This window comes from Leptolyngbya sp. FACHB-541 (assembly GCF_014695875.1).
In the GTDB taxonomy this organism is placed as follows: Bacteria; Cyanobacteriota; Cyanobacteriia; order Elainellales; family Elainellaceae; genus JAAUTN01.
Map to the genome: position 1 here is coordinate 1 of NZ_JACJPC010000063.1, position 23,622 is coordinate 23,622.

Annotated in this window: 19 protein-coding genes and 2 pseudogenes; 15 read left to right on the top strand and 6 right to left on the bottom strand. The window is 47.8% G+C overall.

Translation table 11 applies throughout. From position 1 onward, the window contains the following. Nucleotides 1-289: pseudogene (locus tag H6G00_RS13660) on the bottom strand (serine/threonine-protein kinase PknK); the annotation flags it as partial. A gap of 856 nt (nt 290-1,145) precedes the next feature. Here H6G00_RS13660 and ycaC point away from each other — a divergent pair. From ycaC to H6G00_RS13680, 4 genes are all read left to right on the top strand, one after another. Next, a complete protein-coding gene (gene ycaC / locus H6G00_RS13665) occupies nt 1,146-1,808 on the top strand; it encodes an isochorismate family cysteine hydrolase YcaC (protein ID WP_190797150.1) in 663 nt (220 codons plus the stop codon). 153 nt (nt 1,809-1,961) lie between these two features. Beyond that, nucleotides 1,962-2,537: an antibiotic biosynthesis monooxygenase gene (locus H6G00_RS13670; protein ID WP_190797175.1), complete on the top strand. Its 576-nt coding sequence runs from the start codon at nt 1,962-1,964 to the stop codon at nt 2,535-2,537. 173 nt (nt 2,538-2,710) lie between these two features. Further along, nucleotides 2,711-2,848, top strand: coding sequence for a UBP-type zinc finger domain-containing protein (locus H6G00_RS35350; protein ID WP_242042265.1), 138 nt, complete (start codon nt 2,711-2,713; stop codon nt 2,846-2,848). A 32-nt stretch (nt 2,849-2,880) separates the two neighbouring features. Next, a complete protein-coding gene (locus H6G00_RS13680; RefSeq protein WP_190797151.1) occupies nt 2,881-3,819 on the top strand; it encodes a DUF5996 family protein in 939 nt (312 codons plus the stop codon). 727 nt (nt 3,820-4,546) lie between these two features. Here the strand turns inward: H6G00_RS13680 and H6G00_RS13685 are convergent. Beyond that, a complete protein-coding gene (locus H6G00_RS13685) occupies nt 4,547-5,542 on the bottom strand; it encodes a tyrosine-type recombinase/integrase (RefSeq protein WP_190797152.1) in 996 nt (331 codons plus the stop codon). Between the two features lie 136 nt (nt 5,543-5,678). Between H6G00_RS13685 and H6G00_RS13690 the strand changes: the two genes are divergently transcribed. The 3 genes from H6G00_RS13690 to H6G00_RS13700 all read left to right on the top strand — a co-directional run bounded on the left by H6G00_RS13690 (nt 5,679) and on the right by H6G00_RS13700 (nt 7,550). Then, nucleotides 5,679-6,218 carry a hypothetical protein gene (locus tag H6G00_RS13690; RefSeq protein ID WP_190797153.1) on the top strand — a complete coding sequence of 180 codons (540 nt, stop codon included), beginning with the start codon at nt 5,679-5,681 and terminating at the stop codon, nt 6,216-6,218. After that, nucleotides 6,215-6,910 (top strand): hypothetical protein, encoded by a 696-nt coding sequence (locus tag H6G00_RS13695; protein ID WP_190797154.1) that lies wholly within the window; start codon nt 6,215-6,217, stop codon nt 6,908-6,910. Before H6G00_RS13690 ends, H6G00_RS13695 begins: the two co-directional genes overlap by 4 nt. Before the next feature lie 442 nt (nt 6,911-7,352). Further along, nucleotides 7,353-7,550 (top strand): hypothetical protein, encoded by a 198-nt coding sequence (locus H6G00_RS13700; protein WP_190797155.1) that lies wholly within the window; start codon nt 7,353-7,355, stop codon nt 7,548-7,550. Between the two features lie 146 nt (nt 7,551-7,696). On the opposite strand, the gene H6G00_RS13705 is transcribed toward H6G00_RS13700, so the two are convergent. Continuing rightward, nucleotides 7,697-11,302: an NB-ARC domain-containing protein gene (locus H6G00_RS13705; protein ID WP_190797156.1), complete on the bottom strand. Its 3,606-nt coding sequence runs from the start codon at nt 11,300-11,302 to the stop codon at nt 7,697-7,699. 573 nt (nt 11,303-11,875) lie between these two features. On the opposite strand from H6G00_RS13705, the gene H6G00_RS13710 reads away from it, so the two are divergent. The 6 genes from H6G00_RS13710 (at nt 11,876) to H6G00_RS13735 (ending at nt 18,219) form a co-directional block, all read left to right on the top strand. Continuing rightward, a complete protein-coding gene (locus H6G00_RS13710) occupies nt 11,876-12,574 on the top strand; it encodes a nuclear transport factor 2 family protein (protein ID WP_190797157.1) in 699 nt (232 codons plus the stop codon). An 82-nt stretch (nt 12,575-12,656) separates the two neighbouring features. Further along, nucleotides 12,657-13,280, top strand: a complete 624-nt coding sequence (locus tag H6G00_RS13715) for a (2Fe-2S)-binding protein (protein ID WP_190797158.1) — start codon at nt 12,657-12,659, stop codon at nt 13,278-13,280. After that, nucleotides 13,267-14,256 carry a xanthine dehydrogenase family protein subunit M gene (locus H6G00_RS13720; RefSeq protein WP_190797159.1) on the top strand — a complete coding sequence of 330 codons (990 nt, stop codon included), beginning with the start codon at nt 13,267-13,269 and terminating at the stop codon, nt 14,254-14,256. The genes H6G00_RS13715 and H6G00_RS13720 overlap by 14 nt, the downstream gene beginning before the upstream one ends. Further along, entirely contained in the window at nt 14,253-16,445 is a 2,193-nt protein-coding gene (locus tag H6G00_RS13725) for a xanthine dehydrogenase family protein molybdopterin-binding subunit (RefSeq protein WP_190797160.1), read from the top strand. The genes H6G00_RS13720 and H6G00_RS13725 overlap by 4 nt, the downstream gene beginning before the upstream one ends. After that, on the top strand, nt 16,442-17,611 hold the full coding sequence (locus H6G00_RS13730; protein ID WP_190797161.1) for an XdhC/CoxI family protein: 1,170 nt from the start codon (nt 16,442-16,444) through the stop codon (nt 17,609-17,611). Before H6G00_RS13725 ends, H6G00_RS13730 begins: the two co-directional genes overlap by 4 nt. Then, the gene (locus H6G00_RS13735) at nt 17,590-18,219 is read left to right on the top strand and encodes an NTP transferase domain-containing protein (protein ID WP_190797162.1); all 630 of its coding nucleotides are present in this window, start codon (nt 17,590-17,592) and stop codon (nt 18,217-18,219) included. The genes H6G00_RS13730 and H6G00_RS13735 overlap by 22 nt, the downstream gene beginning before the upstream one ends. 23 nt (nt 18,220-18,242) lie before the next feature. Here the strand turns inward: H6G00_RS13735 and H6G00_RS13740 are convergent, their stop codons facing one another. Both H6G00_RS13740 and H6G00_RS13745 read right to left on the bottom strand, forming a co-directional pair. After that, nucleotides 18,243-19,235 carry an SDR family NAD(P)-dependent oxidoreductase gene (locus tag H6G00_RS13740; RefSeq protein ID WP_190797163.1) on the bottom strand — a complete coding sequence of 331 codons (993 nt, stop codon included), beginning with the start codon at nt 19,233-19,235 and terminating at the stop codon, nt 18,243-18,245. A gap of 528 nt (nt 19,236-19,763) precedes the next feature. Beyond that, nucleotides 19,764-19,964, bottom strand: a complete 201-nt coding sequence (locus tag H6G00_RS13745; protein WP_190797164.1) for a hypothetical protein — start codon at nt 19,962-19,964, stop codon at nt 19,764-19,766. 168 nt (nt 19,965-20,132) lie between these two features. Between H6G00_RS13745 and H6G00_RS13750 the strand changes: the two genes are divergently transcribed. After that, nucleotides 20,133-21,197: a DUF2939 domain-containing protein gene (locus H6G00_RS13750; protein ID WP_190797165.1), complete on the top strand. Its 1,065-nt coding sequence runs from the start codon at nt 20,133-20,135 to the stop codon at nt 21,195-21,197. 203 nt (nt 21,198-21,400) lie between these two features. After that, nucleotides 21,401-21,586: pseudogene (locus H6G00_RS36635) on the top strand (DDE-type integrase/transposase/recombinase); the annotation flags it as partial. Here the strand turns inward: H6G00_RS36635 and H6G00_RS13760 are convergent. Next, entirely contained in the window at nt 21,579-23,414 is a 1,836-nt protein-coding gene (locus H6G00_RS13760) for a pentapeptide repeat-containing protein (RefSeq protein ID WP_190797167.1), read from the bottom strand. The pseudogene H6G00_RS36635 and the gene H6G00_RS13760 overlap by 8 nt on opposite strands. Nucleotides 23,415-23,622: the final 208 nt, after the last annotated feature.

The window sequence follows — 23,622 nt, forward strand, 5'->3', positions numbered from 1 at the left end:
GCCGCATCCAGCATTCTAAAGACTCTCCACCAAAGTCTTCCAAAAGAAGAACTAGCGTGCGCTGGTAGTCTTGTTGGCTGTATGCCTTGACTACGCCTTCAATGTTGAGAAAACGAGTAATTTCATACTCCTGCCGATAGCGAGTTAATTCCTGAGGAGAGGGATAATCCTGCTTGAGAACTTTGGCAATCACTGCACAGTTATCTTGCTCTCTGATACCCCGATACACCAAAGAAGCTAAGCTCTCATAGATTTTGCTGTGGATAGTAATTCCAGGCAGGGTAATCATTGAATACTCCCCCGATGAAGGGCTGTCATCCGTTTCCCAAAGTATATCGCTCGCCAAACTCCAGAATATAAAGCTCCTTGTGTAGATCTTTATATCTTGACTTGTAATTGCTCAACTCAGTAGCCAATCAGGCTGGTGTGAGGCAAGGGCATGGGAAATAGCCTGGAAGGCAGAGATACTCTGATGGCGAGCCGTATTCACCAACGACCGCACCTGGGCAAATAACTCCGCACCCCAATCGGAGCAAAAGCCATGGGTGACCTTGCAAAAAACACGCTCCAGCGCAGTGCCTGTTCACTGAAATGATTGGTTGATTAATGGTCGATCGATTGTATGAATGTACTTTCGATCAAATTCGGACTCTAACTTAAGTTAGAGCCAGCCCTCTACTCTGCGATGGCATGGTTACTCTATCAATTTGCACTGTAAAAAATTTAACTTGTTGTAGGCGACAGCTTCAAGGCGACCCCCTATATTGAATTTGTGCAAACAGTCATGCAAATAGATCGAGCAAGTAAATTGCACGGTTCCATGCTTGAAAGCATGAATATTCAAGGTGCAACTGGATTAACGCACGCTTAAGTAGCGACGTTGAAAGTATTAGGAGCGATCGCACAGTGAAGCGAATGCCCTTTGGGCACGTGACACGAAAATCTTAACTCTGTGCTTAACTTGCGGAGCTTAAGTGATGAAATTTGGAGTTGTTTTGCAGACTCAGTTCATGGCGTGATCGCTTACGTCATCAACCCTTGAGGGTAAACAGACGTTCACTTAGAAGCACAAGCAGAGATGTTTAGCTTTTGATTTCATTCTGCAATTCCTCGTTCACCAATCGCTCAAATAGGAGAATTACCTAATGTCTACATTCAAGTACAATCGTCTAGACAAGAATAACGCTGCGGTTTTACTGGTGGATCACCAAACTGGACTGTTCTCGCTTGTGCGTGATATTGGTGCTGCCGACTTCAAAAATAATGTGCTAGCGCTAGCAAGTATAGCCAAGTTTTTCAACCTGCCTACTGTTTTGACCACTAGCTTTGAGGACGGTCCCAATGGAGTCATCCTGCCGGAACTGAAGGAGAAGTTTCCTGATGCTCCCTTCATTCCGCGCCCCGGACAGATTAACGCTTGGGATAATGAGGAATTTGTTAAAGCAGTAGAAGCAACTGGTAAGAAGCAATTGATTATTGCCGGAATTGTCACGGATGTCTGTGTCACTTTTTGCGCGCTTTCAGCATTGGAGGCAGGGTATGACGTTTTTGTGGTTACTGATGCCTCTGGCACCTTCGATGAAGCCTGTCGCGATGCAGCTTGGGATCGGATGTCTCGTGCTGGCGCTCAGTTGGTCAATTGGTTTAGCGTTGTGGGTGAATTGCACCGTGATTGGCGTAACGATATTGAAGGGCTAGGTAATCTCCTTGCAGAGTTTATTCCTGACTACAAAAACCTAATGACGAGCTATGCAGCAATATCAAGTGCTGGCTCTGCCAATCGCGAACGCCTCATGACTCGTGTGTAACTGAGTGGATGTTGTCATTGCTCAGTGATCCAGTTCATTTTCAGCATTGTAGCAGCACTGGATGATTTCGTGCATAGAATAGGGGCGATCGCCAGCGATCGCTCATTAACCATCATCACTTCCTTGCAGCTAGAGTTTTTGAGGTCATGTGTAATGCAGGATTCACTAGTCGTGGGTACAGATGAAGAAACTCACCAGGTAACTGCCATCATTTCTCACTTCATTCGATCTGGGCGTGAGCAAGGGTATGAGGAATGGTTGCACGGAATTGCGACAGCTGCTCACCAATTTAAGGGACACTTAGGAGTCAGCGTGATCCGACCCTATGACCACACTCATCCTGAATATGTGGCAATCGTCAAATTTGATCATTACAACAACCTCAAAACTTGGCTGGAATCCAGTGTGCGGCAAGAATGGCTGGAGCGGTTGCAGCCCTTGATTGAAAAGCCTGAAACCATTCAAACTCTGACGGGTCTGGAAACCTGGTTTACGCTTCCCACCAAACCCATGAAGGCTCCACCTCCGCGCTACAAAATGGCGATCGTGACATGGCTGGCAGTGTTTTTTACAATATCTATTCTCAATCGTTTGCTAGTGCCGCTCCTGGCTGGGCTTCCGGTATTGCTCAGAACGTTGTTGGTGACAGGTCTAACGGTTGCCCTGCTGACCTACGTGATTATGCCGCGACTCACTCAACTCTTTCGCAAATGGCTGTATCCCATTTGATCAAGTACATCTCTTGCACATTCACAGGAATCCTCTATGTCTTGTCAACACCTGAACGAGCTGACGCTAGAGACTATGATTTCAAAAGCCAATTACCCGGTGTTCCGTTGTGAGGAATGCCTGCAAGTTGCGATCGCTGGGTACATTTAAGAATTTGTCAAACCTGCGGCAAAATGCTGTGCTGCGACTCATCTAAAAATCAGCACGCACGCCGTCATTATGAGGAAAGTGGACATGCGGTAATCAGTTCAGCCGAATTGGGAGAACAATGGCTGTGGTGTTTTGCCGATGAACAACAGAAGAACTATTGATCACGCACCCCTTTTCTACCCCCGAGGAAACTATGATGTCGAATCAGTCTACCCTGATCTCAACGGATATTTGGCCGAGTTTACCCCTGGATGCATGGCAGGATACCTATACCACCTTGCACATGTGGACTCAAATCATCGGCAAAATCCGATTAGCCCAAACTCCTTGGATTAATCATTCCTGGCATACTCCTCTCTATTTAACTGTTCGGGGACTGACCACTTCCACGATTCCCTATGGTAGCCGCATCTTTCAAATTGACTTTGATTTCATTGATCATGAGCTGCTAATTCAAACCAGCGAAGGGGCAAGACGAGCGATCGCCCTCTACCCTCGCTCTGTTGCTGACTTTTATCAGACTGTGATGGAAACTCTGAGAGAATTAGATCTTCACATCACCATCAACACCAAACCGAATGAAGTCCCTGACCCAATTCGATTTGAGCAGGATGAAACCCATGCTGCTTATGATGCGGACTATGCCAATCGATGCTGGCGAGTGCTGCTACAGTCCGATCGCGTCTTCCGAGAATTTCGCTCCCATTTTTCCGGTAAGGTTAGTCCGGTTCATTTTTTCTGGGGGAGCTTTGATTTAGCAGTGACTCGCTTTTCTGGGCGATCTGCTCCTGAACATCCAGGAGGGGTGCCAAATCTACCAGATGCTGTAGCAAAGGAAGCCTATTCACAAGAAGTCAGTAGTGCCGGATTTTGGCCCGGATCTGGATTGTCGTATCCAGCGTTTTATTCCTATGCGTACCCAGAACCCGATGGGTTTAAGCAGGCTGAGGTTTGTCCCGATGCTGCATTTTACAATAAAGAGTTGGGTGAATTTATTTTGCCTTATGACGCTGTCCGTGAGGCAGAATCACCGGATCAGATGTTGTTAGAGTTCTTGCAAAGCACCTACGAAGCTGCTGCCAGGTCAGGCAACTGGAATCAAAAGGAACTTCAGCAGTTGACGTTTAAGTAGCAACTGCATTCCTAAGTTGGCATTTAACTCTCGACACCATCCTCAATACCGGACACTTTGCCCTGGAAGAGTGCGGAGATGCGATCGTGGATCACATCCATCGTTTTATGACCACTCACGTTGCGTAATCAAAGGCTATCTTACGAAATCACCCAACCTGAAGGAAACTAAACCATGAATAGGGTTTTTTTTATTAGCGGACACTGTTGGCGAAACATTGCTTAGCACCCCGAAAGCCTTGAACCTTCGTCATCCTCCTCCTGAAACCGATTAAGTTTTGTAGATCAAACAACGGCAGAATAGGTAGTCCAGGCATGAAGAAATAATTCGCCAACAGTGTCGACCCTTCAATTACCCCAAATAGTGGCAAGATATTGTGTCCACAGGAGGGAGCTTCTGCCCAAAGGAGTAAGTCTCTGTACGCTTTTGTACTTAAGCTAGGTAGCAAAGCCTATCTGTTGCTCACTCACTCGCGGCTACGTCCTGAAAGTTAGCCCCAACCCAACGCTAGGAACATGGACACTGAGCTACAACTTAGGAAACCATCCTCCTGCAATCTCCAGGTTTGAGTGGAGAAACGCTAAGGAAGCGCTCAATCATGGTAAAAGAATGATTGATGCTTTGATTGGAGATAGTCACAGTGCCACTTTTTGATGAACTGCCTTTTTGACAGTTCTATCCTTCAGACTTTTAGGTCGAAGGTAGCAAAATGCTGTTGGTGAATTCCTTACTCATCGCTAATATCTTCGCCGATCGCTTTCAGATACGCCTGGGCAGCAGCCTGCTTAAACACGCCCTTGGTATAGCGCTGAAACACCCGGTCACTCTTAATCCCCATCAACTCCTTACCAAATAGGGGATCAACTCCCTGCCGAGTCGCCTCCGTTCCAAAGGTATGCCGGAAACGATGCGGGTTGATGTCTTCCACTCCTGAGATCGCCCCCAGTTTCTTCACCATCTTATGCAAGCCCTTGTAGCCCAACCGTTTCCCTGAACTCTTCGGATCCTGCGCCAAAAACATGGGACTCTCCGGTAATGGCTCAAACTTCTCGCCTCGCTGCCGTCGCCACTCCAGATACGCCTCTAGATGCTGCCTCGCTTCCCGACCCAGCGGCACCTCACTCACATTCTGTCCCTTCGAGCGATGTACCTTCAGCATCTTGCCGTTCCAATGCTCTACGTTTAGGGCGGAGGCTTCTGATGCCCGTAGCCCGTGGCTCAGCACAGCTACAATCGCGCGGTCGCGCACCCGCGTCCGTTCATCCAGTTCCAGTGCTTCCCAAAGTTGGCTCAAATCCTCTGCCTCAATATGGTTTGCCTGGAGTTCCTCCTGTCGCTCCAGATCGATCGCATCCGTTGGCAATGGTTTGTTCATCGGATAACCATTACTTCTCCTTAGCCACCCATAGAAGGATCGCAACGTATTGAGCGCATGATTGATTGAGGTAGGCTTTAACCCCTTGAGCTTCAGTTCCCGGCGATACTTGCCAATATCGCTAGGCGTGACATCAAGCCAGGACTTGTCGCACCAGGCAACAAACCGTACCAACTGTCCTCGGTAGGTGCGCTCCGTATTCTCCGATTTCCCAGTCTGTCGTAGAAACTCCTCAATCTGCCAGTGCCGCATATCTGGCGGCTCTTCCCGTCGAGCTTCCTCCTTTTTGCCACCGTTCAGCGGCACGATCACGACCGGCAAAATAGGGTCAGAAGGGGATGGAGTCATTGCGATCGCCTTTGTTGTTTGGATTTCAGGTAGAGATAATTACACTTATCTCTACCTGAATATTGTCAGAATAATAACGCTATTTCTCTGCACCCTGGCATCTGCTAGATAATTGAGGCAGTTCAAAGGGCAAGGCATGGGACGGCGAACGAACGAGAAATGCTGGGCTTGCGCTCTGCTCACTGCAGGGGAAGCACGAAAGCTGCATGACTCCGATCTGGGTGGGGATGGCTGCTGGCGCGAGGGAACCTGCCGCAGTCGCCGCTCCTATTACCGCAAAGGACGAAGTCGTCTGGCACAACGAAAGATGGCGATCGCGGAGATCACCGTACCGATTCCTCAGGTTGCCTATGTCGTGTTGCACACCTATGTAGACCAACCGCGCGAACCGAATGACGAGGTCGTGATTCATGCGATGTGTGCGGAACTCTGGATTGGGGAGAAGCCTGTGGCAATGACGCAACCCCAACACACTTTTGGGCTACCGCCCCGGCTGGTGAAGGAGTACGCACGACAATTGCTGGATGCTCTGTACGAGCGATATGGGAATGGACGACGCAGTGGCTTCGAGCGGTTTGCTCGCGAGGAACAGCATTCGGTGTCTCAGTGCCCGATTCGTCCTTGTTCCTACCATGCCCAGCATCTCCAATTTGTGCAGGGGGGAGGACACGGGTGAAGAGGAAGCAGCTTGAACTTGATCTCTGGAACCAGTTGCGACAGGCACAGCAGATGCCGGAGACGATTGGAGTAGCGCAGATGTTAGATGCAGTGGAGGTAGCAGCAGCTCAACTGCCCGAAGGCGATCGCCTTCGGTTTGCTGGGGAAGCTTTGCTTGAGGTTGCCCATCTGTGTGCAACGCGAGCAGGTCTGCTGATGGACGAGTGGGAGGAGGCATCCCGTGACCCGCTCGTCGAGCAGGGATTTTTTACTGACTTGGTTCGCCAGACGATGGCGGTAGACCTGAGTGAGTTGATGGAGCCAACTCCAGCTCGAAAACCTCGGACGGGACGAGCGAAATCAGGTGGAACTGCGGAAGGATCGATCGTTGCGCCGGTTGACAAGGCGGCTGTACTGGCAATGGTGGAGCAACTGGAGGCAGAGGCAGCCGTTGAGGAGGAGAGCAAGCAGCAGGTGTTGGCGATCGCTCATGAGGAGAATGTGTCGCAATGGACAGAGGCGATCGCCCAAGGACTACAAGCAGCACTCCCCAATCGCGTTTCCTTTGCCCAGCTATGTGAGCGACTAGAGATGAGGCAAGTGGAAGTGTGGCTAGCCGTGTTGTTGGGTGAATTTGAATTGGAGCAGGAGGGGGGGTTTTATGATTCTCCAATTTGGGTGAGGCGGTGGAATGGAGAGAGGACTGCCTAAAGTAGCCAGCAGGAGGGTTATGCTTCACAGCAGTACAGGCAGCGCTCAAGTCCGGCTCAAGTCACTGGCAAAGCGTTCCTTGGGACGTGTTTCGCCCCACCCGTATTGCCGTATCTACCTCACCTTAGGTCATTGATTCAGTGCACAGTATGGGGCACTGAATCCGGCTAAATTGGGAGAAGGATTAGGGTATGCGTTAACATCCTGACATGCGACCATTGCGACTACTACTTGAAACCCAGGAGGCAGCCCGAGATGTTAGAGTTGTTGGGTAATACGCTCAAGAATCCTTGAAAGCCTCTCCTGGTAAACATTTCAGTGATTTTATTGCAAAATCCTTGGAAACTAGACTGTATAGGGGTTTCAGCGATTTCAACCACTATTTCCCAACAGGTCTGTTGCCTTTATGCTAAGGTGCCAGTACGACGGGTGCAATATGATTATGCTACCGCCAATGCATGACACGCTGGCACTACGAACGGCGATCGAACTGGTTGGGGGCGATTTCTGCTTCGATGGGGACTGCTACCCGCTAACGTTGCCACAATCCAAGGAGGCAGCAAGCGATTTGAGCGACATGGAAGCGTCCCGGCGAATCAGTCGGAAAGCTCAGTTGTGGTGTGAGCAAACTCCATTCTGATCCCACCTTGCAAAAACATTGCCGAAAAGAATCATTGAGCTAGGAGACTGGTTAACCTAAGTCAGGTGGGGTGACCTACCTGCTTAGGTTAACCAGTCCCGATTAGAGACTAGTTAACCAGATCCTGGTAATTTGAGTACTCAGTTCTAACCGTTTCGCACAATAGCTCCTAGTGACTTTAATGTAGTTCTTTGAGCTTCGGTCAAGCCCTTGATATTCGTAATCAGCATCTGTTCATAGGGTCTAATTGCTCTTAAAGATTTAAAGCATTGGTCTGATTCTAAGTTCCATAGCTTAATCGTTTCATCCTCACTACTACTGGCTAGAATCTCATTGCTTGAGCTAGTTGTGGTTTGTGGAGCAACCCCACCGGCATGAGGTAGAGAAACAAAGTCGATTGATCGCACTCGATGGGTATGCCCCTGCAACGTCTTGAGGTAGTCGCCCGTGCTAACGTCCCATAATTTTACTGTTCGATCGACACTGCCGCTAGCTAAAACTTGTCCGGTTGCATTAAAGCAAATAGAGGAAACAGGAGCAGTATGCCCTTGCCAATCTCTAAAACAATGCCCGGTGCTAATGTCCCAAAGCCTGATATTGCCATCAACACTACCACTGGCTAAAACTTGTCCATTTGGACTCAACGCGATCGCCCAAACTCCGCTGTTATGCCCTTGCAACACGCTCAAACAGTCACCTGTGCTAACATCCCAAATTCTAAGGGTTTGATCGCCACTGCCGCTAATGAGCGTTTGACCATCCAGGCTAAAGGTGACAGCCCAAACCCAGCTTGTATGCCCTTGCAAGGTGTGTAAGCAATGACCGTTTCTTGTATCCCAAACTCGAATCGTTCGATCGTCACCACTGCTCGCTAGCCGTTGTCCGTTGGGGCTGAAGCAAATTGACCAAACCCAATCTGTATGTCCTTTCCAAGTGTGTAAGCAGCGATCGCTTTTGATATCCCAAAGCTTGATAGTCTTATCTTCACTGCCACTTGCTAATATCTGCCCATCTGGACTAAAGGCAACGGCTCGCACTGGATGTAAATGCCCCCGTAGCTCACGGTATTGGTCAGTATTGATATTCCATAACTTGACGGTTCGATCGCCATAACCACCCGCTAGCACTTGACCAAAGGCGCTAGAGGCGATTGAGAGAACCCGATTACTATACCCCTTAATTGTTTTGTAACAGCGTCCCGTATTGATACCCCAAAACTTGATTGTTTCATCATCACTGCTGCTGGCTAACGTCCTGCCGTCCTGCCCAAAGGCAACAGACCAGACGCGACTGCTATGTGCTTGCAGAAGATTGCAGCACTGCCCTGACGGCAGATCCCATATCCTGATGGTTTGGTCATCACTGCCGCTCGCTAAAAGTTGACCATCTGGGCTACAAGCAATTGAGCGAATCCAGCGAGTGTGACCTTGTAAGATGTTCAAACAGTTACCTGTGAGCGAATCCCAGATTCTAATCGTTAAATCATCACTACTACTCATGACAGCTTGACTGTCAGGGCTGAACACGAGTGAGCGGATGCGATCGCCATGTCCTCGCAGTGTCCTTACACATTTCCACGTTCTGGTGTCCCATAGCCGCACCGTTTGATCATAGCTACCAGTCGCTAAGAACTGGCTATCCTGACTAAACATGACAGTATTAACCGCATCAGAATGCCCTTGCAGCGTTTGAAGGCACTGCCCTGAGCTAATATCCCAAATCCTTACCGTTTGATCTTCGCTAGCACTGGCAAGTATAGGTCTAGATGGATGGAAAGTAATAGCATGAATTAAATGAGTGTGTCCCTTTAGAGTTTGATAACACTGACCTGTAGACACATCCCATAACTTGATAACTCGATCGGAGCTACCACTACCTAAAAGACGACCATCTGGACTAAATGCAACTGAGCGTACCCAACCTAATTCCTCTAACACGAACAACTGTTTACTATCTTCAATCTGCCATAGTCGAATTTTTCCATCTACATCCCCTGTTGCCAAAAGCTTGCTATCTGGGCTAAAGGCAATGGTCAAGATGCTACCGAACATTTCTGTAAAAGCGGGTTGAATCAATTCAGTATTCGCAAAATTAGTGTTGTGCAAATTGATATGGCTCAGATCTGCTTGTCGAATGGTGAGATTTGAGAAATCATAATTGCTCAAGTCAATCTCTAATTGCCTTAAAAGATTGAATAGGTTTCCGGCTACATATCCTACTTCTACAGAAGTTTTGCTCCGCTGGCGAGCTAAAAGCTGTTTGATTCGATTTACAACTTCATTTTTGCTGCCAAAGTGCATCAAAAGGTGATTGATGACGAATTCGACAATAAAACGTAACTGCATCTGTTTCACATAATCTTTGGCTTGAGCTTTGACCAGTAAATGGCTTTTGAGCAGAGAAATGGTTTGGGTCTCAATCTCCTGGCAAGTTTGTTTGATCAATTGTTGAGTGACGTACTCCATGACAACTGGATGAAGTGTAAATAGGCTGAGGCTATCACCTGAAGCGGAGGCAATGTTTTTGATCGAGGTAGGAGCTACCTTTTCAATTAGCGATCGCCACATCAAGCTCTGTAATGTTTTGGGTAATGCTTCACGAGAACTGAGCGATAGCAGGTCTTCCCGCAATGCTGAAGCGGAAACAGGCTCACGGTTAATGGCAAGCCAGTACATTACCTCTTTTTCTGCATCCTTCAATCGCTCAAACTGCTGCTTGAGTAAGTCCTCAATATCAGCAGGAAGTGTTGTACCTTCTTGCAAAAAGCTTGAAATACTACTATTGAAGATGTCTTGAACATGGGTTGCAACGATTTTTAGAACTAGGGGGTTTCCTGCATAATGTTCAGTGAGAGCTATCCAATCAGATTTGGAACCCAGAAAACGCCCTTTGGTGTTGAATATCTCCTGTATCTCCAATTCCATTAAACCTATCAGGTGCAGCGTTTGAACTGGCGAGCTTTCTCCTGCTAGCAGTGCGGCTTCCTTGGGCTTTTCACGACTGGTCAGGAGCAAACAACTTTGGTGAGGCACTTCTCCCACTAGCTTTAACAACTCTCCATAGTCTTCATAGCCTGCCTTATAGCGTCCAGCCCAGTTCCCTTCCTGTAACACCGACTCCAGGTTATCCAGGATGACTAAACAGCGATACTGTTGCAGATATTTGATCAAACTAGATAAATTTACGTCTGTTTCTGCTTGTGGCGATAGAAACCGAACCAATTCTTGCAATAAGTCCTGAAACAGAGGAGCATAACGAAGCGATCGCCAAATCACCCGCTCAAACTGGTTTTGAACCTGCCTGGCTAGCTTTGTAGATAGAGCCGTCTTGCCAATTCCACCTGCTCCTAGTACTGCGACCAATCTACATTGCTCATTCAAGATCCAATTCTGTAGCGTCGCAAGTTCCGTAGCCCGTCCGTAGAACAATGAAGTATCAATTGCTTCTCCCCAATCTTCATTGAATGTTGCAGTTTCTTTTTCTGTAGATGAAATTGGCTTAGAATAATCGCTCTTATTTAGGGTGAGATTAAAAGCCTGAAAGAAGCGATCGAGTGTGCGCCGATCTACTCCCACTTCGCGGGAGAGTACTTTAGCAACAGTGCCTGGATCTAAGCCCGTTAGTTCACTCAATTGCTCTAAAGTTTGCGATTTTTTAGAGTTTTCTTCGTTCATTTGATGCAGGGCATCTTGAAGTTTTTGCCATCCCTGAGTAGACAGCACAACTCCTCGTTTAGGTCTTGGCTCGTTCATATTAGGAAAACTCTATCTGAACCATCACTTTCTAGCTCAAAAACTACACAACTTGAATAGTTGAGTTAGCTCAGCTAAATATCAATTCTAGATTTTGCATCAATAGAACCGCTTTGAATACCAGTTCTAGCTATAAAAACCTTGAGAAAAACCAAATTCTTCCTGAACTTCCTGAACTTCCTTGGTCAAATTCTTTAAAGACGAAAACAATATAGTCAGGGGCTGCTGTAGCAGTTCCAACCAATTCGTAAATGTGGGTGTGGTATGTAGAATCGGAAGCCGTTTTACCGATCGCAATTAACAGAACTGCTATTTCTAATGGCACTAAGTATTTATCAGATAAAGAGCAGATTGCTCCAAGTAGATGCGAATTATCTCTGAATTTAATTCTTAAATTTTTAAGTAATCCTTCCTGTCAAAATCAGGTTTAGCTACATACTGAACTCACCAACTACAGTTCCTTGATGCCAAAGTTTTTCATCTGCAAGCAGAACCTGAAAACTCGCGTTTGCTCTAGTGGCTTCTCTCTAGAACATCACCTTAGTTAATTCAATTTCTCAGGAGAAATTAGCCATGACGACCCATTTGCATCGCAATCTTATTCTGGGTAGTGCTGCCATCCTTACAGGTTTAGCAGTAGTAATTGGAACTACCACAGTTCAAACTAGCCAGGCGCAACAAAGACATAGCACGATGGACAGCAGTACGATGCCAACTCAGTCAGTTCAATTGAACACATTTGCAAAACAATATTCTCCCGCCAATACTAATGCTAATCAGCTAACAGTTGAAGATCGATTAGAAATAATGGATTTACCACAACGCTTTAATTGGGCAGTGGATACACGACAGTATGACGCACTTGCTAACCTGTTCACAACCGATGGCTTGTTAGACCATGATTGGGGCTATGTTCAGAGTGGGGAGGCGATCGTACAACTGATTAGAAGTCATGAAGCGGATGAAGATTATGTCCGTCACCACACGACAAATCATTCTATCTCGGTTGCTGAGGATGGAACTGTTACAATGATGGGCTACCTGGTCGCTACATGGGTTGGTGCAGACCCCGCTTCTGGAACCTCTTCCCCTCACATCATTGCTCATGGCGTACAGGTCTTCACGGTTGAAAAGGAAAACGGCACCTGGAAAATTGCTCGTCTGACGCTAGATCAGACTGCTGTAAACTCCGCAAACCTTCCTGATCAAGCAATCCGCAGTCAAATTGCTAGCACTGCTGAAGAACGAGCAAAGCGTGATGGTCGGTATTGAAATGTATCGAGCATTAACCTGATCAATAATCTGCGAAAAAGCAGAATTACCCAATAGTTGAATACACTTTGAAAGCAAGAATATGAAAGTTAGATTAAGGCGAAGACGCTTTGGTCAATTAATGATCCTGAGTGCGATCGCCACTACACTTGGTAACTTCGCCAAAAAGACATTTGCTCAAACAACACCAGTTCCTCAACACCCAATAACGAGAACGCTTGGAACCGATCGCGTTCCTATTGCATTGACCATTAATGGCAGGGAATATACGCTGAACATCGAGCCTCGCGTCAGCCTCCTAGATGCACTTCGGGAAGAATTGGGGTTAACAGGTACTAAAAAAGGCTGTAATCAGGGCGCTTGTGGTGCCTGTACGGTGCTAGTTGATGGACAGCGAATTAACTCCTGTCTGACGCTTGCCATGATGAATAGGGGTAAATCAATTACAACCATTGAAGGGCTTGCTAATGGAGATGAGTTACATCCGATGCAGGCAGCGTTTATTGCCCATGATGGCTTCCAATGTGGCTACTGCACCTCAGGTCAAATCATGTCTGCGGTTAGCCTGGTCGAGGAAGGACACACGAACTCTGACGCTGAAATCCGAGAGTGGATGAGCGGCAATCTCTGTCGCTGTGGTGCCTATCCCAATATTGTTGCTGCCATTCGTGAGGTTGCAGCAGGAGGTCATCATGCATCCGTTTAGTTATGCTCAGGCTGATCACATTGATGGTGCGATCGCCTCCCTCGGCGCTTCAGGCACTAAAGTGATTGCAGGTGGTACAAACTTAATTGATTTGATCCGAGTTGGTGTAGAGACCCCCAATCAACTGATCGATATTAATCAATTACCCCTGGCTACGGTTGAAGAAACTGCTCAAGGTGTGCGAATCAATGCCTTAGCTCGAATGAGTGCGGTAGCAGATGCAGCGATTATTCGCGATCGCTATCCTGTGATTGCTCAAGCCTTACTGAATAGCGCCTCACCCCAACTTCGGAATATGGCATCCATTGGCGGTAACTTGATGCAGCGAACCCGTTGCTCCTACTTCCGCGATCAAGCCTTTCCCTGCAATAAGCGTGAACCTGGCACAGGATGTCCTGCGATCGAAGGTGAGAACCGGATACATGCCATTCTGGGAACGAGTCGTCAGTGTATTGCTACTCATCCTTCGGATCTGGCGGTTGCACTGGTTGCTCTAGATGCCATAGTGCAATTGCGCGGACCAGACGGAGAACGGAGCGTTCCGATCGCCAACTTCCATCTTTTACCAGGAGATACTCCAGAGCAGGAAACGGTGTTGCAACCGGGTGAGTTGATTGTTGCCGTTGAAGTCCCTGCTTCTCATACCGCAGCACGTTCTCACTATTTGAAGGTGCGCGATCGCGCTTCCTATGAATTTGCTTTAGTCTCTGCGGCTGTTGGGCTTGAGCTGAATCAGGGAATTGTGCGATCGGCTCGCATTGCGTTAGGAGGAGTCGGCACAAAACCCTGGCGTGCTCATCAGGCTGAAACAGTGCTTCAAGGACAGTCTATTAATGATGAAATATTAACTGCGGCGGCGGAAGCCGCATTACAGAGAGCGCTTCCCCGTCAACATAATGCCTTCAAAGTAGAGCTGGCAAAGCGGACACTTGTTCGCGCTCTGTCAACCGTTGCACAAACAGGAGAAAGGGCATGAGTGAGGCTGTCGGAAAACCTTTCAATCGTGTGGATGGACGACTCAAAGTCACTGGGAGAGCGCATTACCCTTCTGAGATCCCAACTGAAAATATTGCTCATGCAGTACTGATTCAGAGCACGATCGCCAAAGGTCGTATTCAGACAATTGATACCAGTGTGGTTGAGCGATCGCCCGGTGTGCTTGGCATCCTCACTCATTTGAATGCTCCCAGACTTACAACTCGTGGCGAAGGGTTTCCGCCTCAAGTTCCACTTCTGCAAGATGATGTGGTGCAATACAACGGGCAGCATATTGGAGTAGTGATCGCCGAAAGCCTGGAGCAAGCTGCTTATGCGGCTTCACTGGTGAAGGTTGACTATGCGGTAGAGCAGGCAGCCACAGATTTTAAGCGTGAGTTGAGTCATGCGATCGCCCCAGAACCCGGACCGGGTGGTTCACCTGATTCTATGCGAGGTGATGTAGCACAGGGGTTAACAATGGCTGCTGTGCAAATTGATCAAACCTATACTACTCCCAATGAACATCACAACCCTCTGGGGCTTACAGCCGTGACTGCTGTTTGGGAAGGTGAACGCCTGATCCTCTATGACACCACGCAAGGGGTTCATTCCATGCGACGAACCTTAGCCGGAACGTTGGGAATTCCCATTGAAAATATCCAGGTTATTGCTCGTTTTGTCGGTGGTGCCTTTGGAGCAACTCTGCTGCCTCAGCCCCATGTCACTCTTGCCGCCGTTGCTGCCCGTCAAGTTGGGCAACCCGTGAAATTAGTGCTAACGCGGGAGCAGATGTATACGTCGCATGGTTATCGACCGCAAACCTCGCAACATCTAGTTTTAGGAGCGACAGCAGAGGGCAGGCTGACGGGCATTGTGCATGAAGCGCTCGCAGATACCTCTCAGCTACAAGACCGGAATGAGCGCATTACCAGTGCAACTCAAATGCTGTATCAGTGCCCTAATGTCACTACAATTCGGCGTCTGGTGCGTCTCGATAAAGGAACACCAACTCCCATGCGTGCCCCTGGTGAAGCAACGGGCATCTTTGCGCTGGAATGCGCCATGGACGAACTCGCTTATGCGCTACAACTCGACCCAATTGAACTACGATTACGAAACTATGCAGATGCTGACCCTGAAAATGGGCTTCCCTGGTCAAGTAAGGCATTGCGAGAGTGCTACGAGTTAGGCGCTCAACGGTTTGGCTGGCAGCGACGTACTCCCGAACCCGGTTCAATGCGAGATGGCAGATACCTGATTGGTTGGGGCATGGCAAGTTCAACCTATCCTTACCTGGGTAACGCTGCATCAGCAAGGGCAAAGATCTGGTTAGATGGCAGCGCATTGGTTCAAAGCGGAGCGACCGATATTGGTCCCGGAACCTACACTGCAATGACTCAAATTGCGGCTGATGCCCTCGGTTTGGCGGCTGAACGAGTCCGGTTTGAGCTAGGTGACACCAATCTACCCGATGCACCCTCTCAGGGCGGCTCCAGAATTGTGATCAGTGTTGGTCCTGCGGTACAGGGAGCGGCAATTGCTGTGCGAAATCAGATGATTCAACGAGCGATCGCAGACCAGGCTTCACCATTGTATGGTGCCAATCCTCAAGAGATTGCGATCGAGAACGGATACCTCTTTGTGGCACAAGATCGAGCTAGAGGTGAGACTTATACCGATATCCTTGCTCGCCAAGAGCTTCCAGAAGTAGAAGCAACCTTTGATTTCAATCCCGGTGAGGAGGAACAGTTCTCGAAACATGCTTTTGGTGCCCAGTTCGCTGAAGTGCGAGTTGATCCAGACTTAGGGGAAGTGCGAGTGACTCGCTTTGTTGGGGTCTACGCTGCCGGACGAATTATCAACCCCAAGACAGCACGAAGCCAAATGATTGGTGGCATTGTCGGCGGAATTGGTATGGCACTGATGGAAGAAACGCGCATGGATCACCGCTATGGGCGCTACACCAACGCCAACATTGCTGAGTACTTAGTGCCGACTCATGCAGATATTCCTGATATTGATGTGACCTTTGTGGATGAGGATGATCCTCACGTGAATCCGCTGGGTGCAAAAGGAATTGGTGAAGTGTGCCTCGTCGGAGTCGCACCCGCGATCGCCAACGCAATTTACCACGCTACAGGCAAGCGTATTCGAGAACTACCCATTACACCAGACAAGTTGCTATGAAAGAGTTACAAGATATCGTAGCAGGCTTAGAGCACATTCAAAGTAGTGGAAAGACGGCTGCAATTGCCACAGTCGTCAAAGTTGAAGGATCTGCCTATCGACGATCTGGTGCCCGGATGTTGATGACCGAAGAGGGTCAACGATTTGGCTCGATTAGCGGCGGTTGTTTAGAAGATGATGTATTCGAGCATGCTCAAGCTGTGATGCGATCGTACCAACCTCATTTAGTGAGCTATGACACAACCTCCCGTGATGACCTGACTTGGGGGCTTGGACTGGGCTGTAATGGCATCATTCAAATTCTGATTGAACCTCTAACCCCAATTGAGACAATCAGATATCAGACCATTCTGTCAGAATGGTTACATCGCCAACAGCCAGGAGTGCTCGTCACCCTACTTCGGACAGACGGACGGGTGAAAACGCAGCTCGGCTCTTGCCTGGTGCTTGAACCCAACCACATTTCAATCAATACCATTCATGACCCTGAACTAAGCGAAGCCATATGCCGTGATGCCAAAGCAGCGCTGAGTAGCAATCAGTCGCGTGGAGCCACCTATCAATTGTCAGTTGGGCAAGCCGAAGTTTTGCTCGAAGTCATGCAACCCCCTGTATCACTGATGCTGTTTGGTGCAGGACAAGATATTCCACCTGTCATCCGGTTTGCAAAAGAGTTGGGTTGGCAAGTTACGGTCTGCGATCATCGTCCGGCTTACATGACTCCAGATCGCTTTCCCTTAGCCGATCGCATCATTACTGCTCGTCCAGAACATATTCACAATCATCTGCACTTTCACAAGCACACAGCAGCCGTGATCATGACTCACCATTACCTGCATGACCTGGAGCTTCTGAAAGCCCTTCTGCCCTCTTCCGTTTCGTACCTGGGTATGCTTGGCTCCCGCCAAAGAACCGATCGCCTGTTAGTAGAACTGAGAACGCAAGACATTCAGCTAACCGAGGCTCAACTTCAACGATTCTATGCTCCTGTTGGCTTAGATATTGGTGCAGAGACACCAGAAGCGATCGCACTATCAATTGTGTCCGAAATCCAAGCGGCTCTCACAAATCGTTCTGGCAACTTCTTGAGAGCAGGAAAAGGACGAATTCACGGTAATCTTCACGATCACAACGAGGAACAGAAGTGTCTTCTATCGGTCTCGTAATTTTGGCAGCAGGCGCATCTACCCGTATGGGAACGCCAAAGCAGCTTCTGTTGTACCAGGGGAAAAGCCTGATTTGTAGGACAGTCGAAGCAGCGATCGGCTCAAGCTGCAATCCTATTGTTGTGGTTCTCGGTGCGTATGCCAAACAGATATACCCTGAGATTGCCCAGTACAACGTACAGTTCACAACTAACAACCAATGGTCAACAGGAATGGGAGCATCGATCCAGGCTGGCATTCAAGTATTGAGTCAAACTCATCGTGAACTAGAGGCAACCATATTCCTAGTTTGCGACCAGCCTTTCATCTCTACTCAAATTATTGATCAGCTAATTGAAACATACCGCTCCAGTCTTAAACCTATTATTGCCTCAGAGTATGCTGGAACTCTAGGCGTACCCGCGTTATTCAACTACACCATTTTTCCAGAACTCGTATCGCTACGACCTACTACAGGAGCAAAACAAATCATTTACAACCATATCCCAAACGTTGCTAGTGTTCCTTTTCCACGCGGGAACATTGATCTGGATACACCAGAGGAATATCAGCAATTTCTAATGACAATAAACTTTATTGGAAATGAGGAGGAGGTCAAAACAAGATAAGGGTTCGTTTCCAAGATCTAAGCTCACCCTGTATAGCTCGCATTGAAGCCCAGCGCATTATCGATTGTTGTTCCTGAAATTGTTTTTGCTGCGTCACTTGCCAGGAAAAGTGCTGTTTGGGCAATATCTACTGGCTCGATTGCTCCAGCATTACCCAGCGGACTCACTGGATTAATCAGTGCGTCCTGTTCCTCTGGACTGGAAACACCCATCGATCGCATTTGTCCCTCACTGCGATACATAGGCGTGTTGACTGCACCAGGCGCGATCGCATTGACGGTGATGTTGTATTGCCCTAACTCCTGAGCAGCCTGCTTGGTCATTCCAATCACAGCCCATTTAGTGGATGTATAGGCACCATTGCCAGCAAATCCAGCCCTACCTCCTACAGATGCCATATTGATGATCCGTCCACCACCCCGCTGCTTAAGAAACGGAATGGCAGCTTTTGCCGTATTGAAAACCCCATGAACATTGACATCAAATACATCATGCCAGAGTTGAGGGGTGCCATCCTCAAAGCTGTGCCAAGCCACATAGCCCGCATTGGCAACGACAATATCGATTCCACCTAGTTCACGGGTTGTACGCTCTGCAGCGGACTGCATTGCTGCTAAATCTCGAACATCTACCTGGATTTGCAGAACCTTCGTACCGTATTGCTTGACAGCAGCAACGGCTGCATTGAACTCGTCCATATTGGACACGCGATAACCCCGTGAAGAGTTCAAACAAGCAGGATCGGCAATATCGAGCATGGCAACATCAGCACCATTCATCGCAAAAACTTCTGATATTGCCCGTCCAATCCCTCGCGCCGCTCCAGTGACGAATGCGACTTTCCCAGCCAAGGGAAGCGTATTTAAGCGTTGAGGCTGGACACTAGGCTGAGCGGGGGCTTGTGCCGTTACTTGCTTGCTTTGCAAGGGCGATAGTCCTGCTCCTAGTGTCATTCCGGTTGCAGCCAAGGCAGCACCTTTGATCAATCCACGACGCGAACGATTTAGCTTCCTCATTGTTTTGCTCCTCATCGACTCTGAGGACAGCTTATCGGAACCGCCGTGTCGGAAAATTGTAAAATCTTGCTTAGCTTGCAACCTGCTTGAAGAAGCCTTTGGGCGGAATGCCGACAACTCGCTTAAAGGCTTAGTTTTAGCAACGGACAAAAAATGGTCGTTAAGGCTGAAGGGCTTGGCGTGTAAAGCGTTTAGAAATCGCTTTGATTAGGTATCCGTTAGCTCGAACTGTCCGATCTTCAGCCATAAATGGGACAGTTCAAAACCCAATCAACGAGTTTCCGCCTTTTCAAGCTTCTGAGAGCTGAATGCCCAAACACTATAAATGGGACAGTTAGGTTCAATCCCTCACTAACGACCAAAATTTTTCCGTTGCTAAAACTAAGCCTTTAAGTGGGAAGGGAGTAAGTTGCGTAGATGCTTGTTTGTTTAGAGCGATCGCCCTTTACTTCCCTCCGTAGCAAGGGAACTCTGAGCTTGTTAGACTCACTGGGCTCTGGCAGCACTGCTAGGGCTTTTATTTTGTCCTTACTTTGACTGTGCTGCTGTTGGAATGTTGCAAGCCTCAGCGCCATACAGCAATTTCACGTTACCTTCTGGGTCAGACTCTGCACACCACACCCCGCCAGCCGCCCAAACTCTGAGATGATCCACGACTGAGATTAGGGCAAGAAAGCAGATAGAGGCGATCGCCACTAGGGTCAAAACTTTTTTCCATCTGATATTCATAGCAGGCACCCAATGTTTAGGGCTAGGGTGCCCAGATGGATAGGAGCGCTCGCACCGTAAAAGCAGTCCAGGTTCTTTGACGTTTCACACAACCTTCAAACTCTGCATAGGAGTTCCCTCTCATTAGCGGGAAAGCTTTAAAGGAATCTTTTTGGTAAGGCAAACTCAATGCAACCACAGCAAAAAAAATCAATACTTAAGAGGATTGCAGTAGTAGCCCTTCCTGTTGCTTTTGGGGTTGGTTTAATCGCCGCTTTCATGCAAACACCTCGGTTTTTTCTCTTTCAACTGGGGCAAGCAATTGACTCTGATAGTACGAGAAAAGTGCAAGTGCTTGTAGATGTTGATGAAGTGACTGATGACTACGTGACCCATGTAATTGAGCTAGCAAAAGCTGATCTTGTGACAGATGCTCAAACCGCAGGCAATGAGTTTGAAGCTTTGGGACAAATGTTTGCTGTTAACCTGATAGACAGCATGACTGAAGGATTAAAGGTACAAATCTCTAACCAGATTAAAGATGGGATAGATTCTACTCTTGAAGCAGTAGAACAGCCTACTACATGGTATTTGGTGACTCAGTCCATTCAAAAAACCGGACGTAATACAGCAATAGCTACTATTACACGTCCTGAAGGGACAGGCTGGGAGTCTCCACTTGAATCAGTTGATTTTGAACTTAGAAAAATAGATGGTTCTTGGCAGATAGTTGGATTAGGCGATCGCACGATAGAGGAAGCTTACCAATCTCAGCAGTCTGCTTCAATTAGTGGGAGTTTAGAAGCTGCTCAATTAGAGAGAAGGCTTGATGAAATTGAAGCTAGGCAGCAAGATAGGTTAACCGAAATCGAAATAGCAGCAAGCCAGAGACGTGCTGAAACTGCTCAACAACGACTGGAATATTTGCAACAGGAACAGTGGCAATTAGAGCAAGAATTTCAACAGGCAGTCAGTGGAACGAGTAACAGTCAATTCAATTCCACATCAATAGACTCTACGGTCGGACAACAGGTTACGTTAGTTGCCGACAGTTCAGCAGCACGCATTAATCTTCGAGACGAACCAAGAGCTAATCTACCAACTCGTAGGTATGGGCTGGTAGGTGATCAAGTGCTAATCCAGGATAGTACTACGGGTGAAGATGGATACATTTGGTATAACGTTCAGTTTGAGGAATCAGGAGCAATTGGATGGATTCGCGGAGATTTTGTTTCGGTTGATGAGGAGTACTAGAAGTACTTGTCGTTCCAGAGTTCTAAAGTTGCACTGACGCGGTGAAGTCTAAGGCATTACTTCATGGGGCAGTACTGCGACTGCCCCATGCAAGGAGCAGCACACGCAAGTTCCACGAGTAATGACCATGGACAAGAATGCTGCTTATCGGGTCGCCATCGAAACGTTGAGTTTGAGGAAACGAGCGCAGCTCAGACCGAAGACGACAGAGCAAATATTTGAACAGTATCACTGAGCAGGACCATCAGTTGATCAAGCACATCGTGAAGCCGAGGATGGGATTTAGGACGTTCAACACGGCAAGAAAAACGTTGAGTGGGATTGAAGCAATGAATATGATCTGCAAAAGGCAAGTAAAAGGGTTCACTTCAAAGTTTATAGTTACCTAAGCTTATGAAGCCTTATCCACAAGGCATGGGTAGTTTGTCGGTAAGACCTAAGTTGAAGTATTTGCTCGTGGATACAATCCAATTCTGCCGGAAATTCAATGGTAATCCAATCAACCAACTCATTACTTGCCATGTGGTCAAACTGACTAAACAAGTGTTCTTTGTATTGTTGCACTTCTGTTTCGCAATCAGCGCAACTGGACTTGAAGGCACAAGCAAGTTGTTGGATTAAATTGTATTCTCTTAAAGTCTTAGGTGCAGAGTTACCGTAGTTATCCCACGCAGCTAAATCAGCTAAGAGCAGGTTGAGAAATTCCCGCCAGTTCTGAAGATTCTCTTCAATATCTAGGAAACGATCATGCAGATCGCCTCGGACTTCATCTGCTCGTCGTCTCTTTTCTGCTAGCAACTCCTCACAATCCAAACCAGACAAATCCGAGATTTGTATCTGATTGAACCTGGGTGAGCAGGAAATCACACTTGCCCCACGCTCCTGTAAATCCAGGCGAAGTGATTCACAGAGTCCTAAGTTCTCCCAAAATTTAGTCTCTATGACTTGGGCTGCATCTAGCCGTACCCCGCTCAAGTCGGCTCCGCTCAAGTCAGCTTCGCCTAAGTCTGCTCCTTGCAAATCAACATCACTCATGTAAGAACGTTTGAGCACTATATTCTGAAGATTAGCCAGTTGAAAATTTGCCCGGAGTAAGTTCGCTCCGATCAAATCTGCTCCGGTTAAAATCGCGCCCATAAAATTAGTACTACTTAAGTAAGCACGGTTTAACCGAGTATTACTCAGATTTGCTTCTTGCAAATCTGAGTCACTCAAGTTTACCCGCAGCAAGGTTGCCCCCTGCAAATTAGCTTCTGTCAAATCGACAAAGACCATACGGCTACCGCTGAGATTGGCATGGGTCAAGGTGGCTCTAGAGAGATTGGCTCCGCTCAAATTAACTTCACTCAAATCAGCGTTGCTAAAGTTAGCATCCTGTAAATTTGTGAACGCTAAATTAGCATGACTAAGGTTAGTGCTTTGTAACATCGCATTGGCTAAATCAGCCCCCCGCAAACTTGCGCTAGCTAACTGGGCATGGCTTAGATCGGCATGGATTAAAATACAGCGCCGCAAAATTGTCCCGCGCAATTGTCCGTTTGCTAAGTTGGCATAACTCAAGTCTGAACCACTCAAATCAGCACCAGATAAAACAACGTTGCTTAAATTGGCACGCTGTAACCAGGCATCGGTGACGCTGATTTGATAAAGATTAGCATTGGTGAGGTTTGCCTCGCGCAGGTCAGCCCTATATAGATCACTCCCGCGCAGGTTAGCATCGGTGAGATTTGCCTCGCGCAGGTTGATCGCTTTTAGCACCGCATTATTAAGTTGAGTAGAGCGCAGAATTGATCCCTGAAGAATAGCCCCACTTAAATCAGTCCGCTCCAGAATTGCCTCGGCAAGATCTGCGCCCCTTAAATTGGCACTGCCTAAATCTGCCCCCTTTAGATTGGCACCTCGAAGATTGACTCCCTGCAAGTTAGCATGAATCAGCACTGCGCCATGCAGGTCAATTCCTTGTAAGTTGAGCCCTCGTAGGTCTGCACCAATATAACTGCCGTTGGGTCTGAGATCGTTTCTAGTGATCCTTCTTCTAGGTTGCCTTCGAGGATGAGCAATTCGTTTAATCGCCGATATGCGGTTTGCAAAGAAAAGCCTGATCCCCACTGTGAACTGATATCGAGTCCATGTGGTTGCCCGATTGGATTTGATCCAGTCCTGTACCGCTAATATCAGGGTTCTAAGCCGATTTGGACTAATTGGCTGAATACTCATAGAATGCTCTGCTGTGAGGGGGATTGCACAGATAAGGTGACCATTAGATAACCGGAGCGATCGACCTACGAACCCACACCATAATTGCTGTCTTTCTAATGACTTTCTAATGACTGGCTCTGTCGCAAACGGACGGAGTACCACTTCACGAAATCACACACGCCCTGCATTCGGCTTTGCTCAACAGCAACCTTTGGACAAAGGGTTT